Source organism: Calditrichota bacterium (genome assembly GCA_014359355.1).
Taxonomy (GTDB): Bacteria; Zhuqueibacterota; Zhuqueibacteria; order JANLFK01; family Oleimicrobiaceae; genus Oleimicrobium.
The window spans coordinates 1-3,714 of sequence record JACIZP010000085.1; the positions used below are offsets into that span (position 1 = coordinate 1).

Consider the following 3,714-nt stretch of genomic DNA (forward strand, 5'->3'; position numbering starts at 1 on the left):
GGCGGTGACCTGAGTGTTTGCCGCTGTGCCCCCTGCCACTATGCCAAATTTGGACGCAAGCCAGCCCGGTACACTTGAATTGGACGCAAGCCACTCGAGTATTCTGTGCTGAAAGTGCCCGAACACGACCATGAGCACCACAGCAGCAGAAAAGGCAGTGGCACCGCTCACCAGGACCACATTTCGATCCACCCCAGCAAACACCAGCATCAACAGGAAGACAATCACCATGAGCCCGGCGGTGTCGATGTCCGGTTGCATCGCCACCAGGCCCGCAACTACTCCCGTGGCCGCAAAGGCCAGAATGAGATGCCGGAGGCTCTCTTCTTGGTCGCGGTCGTTCCTCCAGGCGCCCAATTTTGCCGCCAAGAAAACAACCAGGGCAAAGCGGGCGATTTCCGAAGGCTCGAAGGTAAACCCCGCAATGCGCAACCAGCGTCTACCCCCGTGCACCGAAACTCCCCAGGCCAGCACGCACACCAGCAGGATGATGCTCCCCGCGAGCAGTCCGTCTGCGATTCTTGGCCAATGCCGGGACGGCAGATGCACCACCCCCACCATCACCAACCCTCCAACCAAGAGCCGAAACAGGTGGCTCTTGAAAAAGAAGTGCGGATCGTTCCGCTGGAGTGCCGCCGTGTGCGAGCTCGCAGAGTAGACCTCAACCAACCCTATGGCCAGGAGAATCGCTACCGCCAACAGGAGCACATAGTCGAATCCTGCCACGCCTTCGTCGAGGAATGGCAAGCTCCAGAATCGACGCTTCTTGTACGGCAGTAGCCGTTGCGGGGTGTGGCGCATATGAGCCTATCGCACCTTGAATGTTGCCAGACTGAGCAGCACCAGCAAGATGCCGATGATCCAGAAGCGCACCACCATCTTGGGCTCCGGCCAGGCCTTCTCGCCTATCTCGAAGTGGTGGTGCAGAGGTGCCATGCGAAACACCCTGCGCCCGGTCCTCTTAAAGACCGCCACCTGCACCATCACCGAAACACTCTCCGCCACAAACACCCCACAAATGATCGGCAGGAGCAGTTCTTTCTTTATCAAAATGGCCATGGTCGCCAGCGAAGCGCCAAGACTGAGCGCGCCCGTGTCGCCCATGAACACCTCGGCCGGGTAGGCATTGAACCAGAGGAATCCCAAGCAGGCGCCGACGAGAGCGGCGGCATAGACCATCAGCTCGCCGGCACCGGGCAGATAGGTGATGTTCAGGTAGCGCGAAAAGTCCACCCGCCCAGTCAGGTAGGCCATTACCCCAAATGCCGCTGCCGCAATCCCGCTGAGGCCGATACAGAGCCCATCGGCCCCATCGGCAAGATTGGCCGAGTTGCTGGTGGCAGTGATGATGAAGACCACCACTGGAATGTAAAAGACCCCGAAATCCAGAAGATAGTTCTTGAGGAAGGGCAGCGTTGTAGCCGAGCGCACATCCGCAACCGGCGGAAAGAAATAGAGCACCGAGCCCACAATGCATCCCAGCAGCACCTGGCCGGCAATCTTGTAGCGGCCGATAAGTCCCTTGGGCAGCTTCTTGACCACCTTGAGGTAGTCGTCCACAAAGCCGACCCCGCCCATAAAAACGGTGGCCAAGAGCACGAGGAGCACGTACACATTGTCCAGACGGCACCAGAGGAGTAGCGGTACCACCGTCGCCACCAGGATGATGATCCCGCCGAAGGTGGGGGTACCTTGCTTCTTGAGGTGCGTCTGAGGGCCATCGGGGCGGACCTCCTGGCCCAGGTGTAGTTCCCGCGCCTTTCTGATGACGTACGGCCCGAAAAGGAACGCGATGAACAACGCCGTTATCGCCGCGCCGCCAGCCCGGAAGGACTGGTAGCGGAACACATTCAGTCCCGAGATATGCTCTCTTAGCGGAAATAGAAGGTGGAAAAGCATAGCGCCTCTCAGCTACTCCTTGCCGCGCAGCCTTGTCCGCACACCCTCCACCACTTCCTCCATCTTCATCCCCCGCGACCCCTTGACCAGCACGATGTCCCCTTCCTCCAACATCCCCACCAGGCTCCGAGTGAGAGCCTCTTTGTCGGCAAAGTGCTCGGCCTGCACCCCACCGTGTTTGGCAACCTGCGCAACCACTCGCGCGGCTTCCCCAAAGGTAAGAAGTACGTCGATGCCGTTCTCCACGACCAACTCGCCCAGGCGTCGGTGAGCCGCTTCGCTGGCCTGGCCCAGTTCCAACATGTCCGCCAGCACGGCGATGCGTTTCGCCCCAGCTGGGACCGGCAGTTCCCGCACGAACTCCAGTGCAGCCTTGGCCGAGCGCAGGTTGCTGTTGTATGCATCGTCAACGATGCGGATGCCGCCTGCCTTGATGACTTCTAAGCGCTCAGGCACCCGCTCCACTTCCTCAAGCCCGGCCTTGATCTCCCGGAGAGGAACACCGAGCTCGAGTCCCACCGCTGCTGCGGCCAGCGCATTGCTCACCACGTGCCTGCCGGGAATGCGCAGGTGGATCAGGTTCCTCTTAAGCACAAAGCGCGCGCAACCATGCTCGTCCAGCCCCCGGAAGTGCCCCCTCACGTCGGCGTGCTGCTCTAAGCCAAAGGTGACGGTGCGGTTCACCGGCATGCGCTGCGCCGCCAGCAGTGGATCGTCGGCATTGTACATCCCCACCCTCTCTCCGACCAGCCCTTCGAAGAGCTCCAGTTTTGCCTTGAGTACCCCCTCAAGGGTACCGAAGAACTCCAAATGGGCTTCCGCTACGCCAAGAATGACGCCGTACTCCGGCTCCGCAATGCGACAGAGCGCGGCGATCTCGCCAAAGTGGTTGGTCCCCATTTCGAGCACCACCGCCTGGTGGTGGGGGCGTATCTCTAACAAAGTCAACGCCACGCCGATGGCATTGTTGAACGACTTCTTGCTTTTCAGCGTCGCGTAGCGCCTTGCCAGCACGGCGGCCATCAACTCCTTGCTGGTCGTCTTGCCCACCGAGCCGGTGACCGCCACCACCGGTAGCGAGAAGCGCCGACGATGGTAGTGGGCAATCTGCCCCAGGGCCGCCAGCGTATCGGGCACGCCGATGAACACCGCTTCGGGGAGTTCGCCCACCAGACGCGCGAGCGCATCGTTGCGCACCACCGCCGCGACTGCGCCCCGGGCAAACGCCTCAGCCACGAACTGGTGACCATCAAAGCGCTCCCCCTTGAGAGCGATGAACAGATCTCCTGGACCGACTGTGCGGCTGTCCGTGCTGACGCTGCGGATCTGCTGGCGGAGAGCGGCATGCGGCCCAAGATACCCCTCCGCCGCAGCGCAGCAGTGAACCACCTCTCCGATGCGCAGCCCAACGGCGTCATTCTGCTGGGTCAGGACGTGCAAATTCCTCCTCATCACCAGCGCGGCGCATCGACCAGCGCTACGCCGGACTGGCATTCCAAGGTACAGCGCCCACCGCGACGGATCGCCTCGCCTGGGGCCGGATGCTGGCGCACTACTCGCCCGGCACCGCTCACGTCGACATGCACACCAAGCAACCGAAGGCGATTGACTGCCTCGCGGGCAGTGAGCCCGATGACCCGCGGCATGAGGAGGCGCTCACCGGTCTCCTCCTCCCTCACTTCCGCGCCCAACTCCAACACGATCGTCGAACCGATGGCCACCTGCGCACCAGGCTCTGGGTGCTGCTTCTGGACGAACTCTCCCTTACCTTGCCACTGGGCGCGCAGTCCCAACTCGCGGAGCACGGCCCTGCAG

The 3,714-nt window shown here is 61.8% G+C and carries 4 protein-coding genes; all 4 read right to left on the reverse strand.

Features of this window, described 5'->3' with window-relative positions:
• Nucleotides 1-801 (reverse strand): FtsW/RodA/SpoVE family cell cycle protein (locus H5U38_03700; protein MBC7186121.1); only part of this gene is annotated, 801 nt, incomplete at its 3' end.
• Between the two features lie 6 nt (nucleotides 802-807).
• Nucleotides 808-1,899: a phospho-N-acetylmuramoyl-pentapeptide-transferase gene (locus H5U38_03705; protein MBC7186122.1), complete on the reverse strand. Its 1,092-nt coding sequence runs from the start codon at nucleotides 1,897-1,899 to the stop codon at nucleotides 808-810.
• 12 nt (nucleotides 1,900-1,911) lie between these two features.
• Nucleotides 1,912-3,339 (reverse strand): UDP-N-acetylmuramoyl-tripeptide--D-alanyl-D-alanine ligase, encoded by a 1,428-nt coding sequence (locus tag H5U38_03710; protein MBC7186123.1) that lies wholly within the window; start codon nucleotides 3,337-3,339, stop codon nucleotides 1,912-1,914.
• An 11-nt stretch (nucleotides 3,340-3,350) separates the two neighbouring features.
• Nucleotides 3,351-3,714 (reverse strand): PASTA domain-containing protein (locus tag H5U38_03715; GenBank protein ID MBC7186124.1); only part of this gene is annotated, 364 nt, incomplete at its 5' end.

What these genes read in the sequence shown, in the direction of transcription:
- H5U38_03705 (MBC7186122.1), bottom strand. Translation starts at nt 1,899, where the DNA reads ATGCTTTTCCACCTTCTATTTCCGCTAAGAGAGCATATCTCGGGACTG.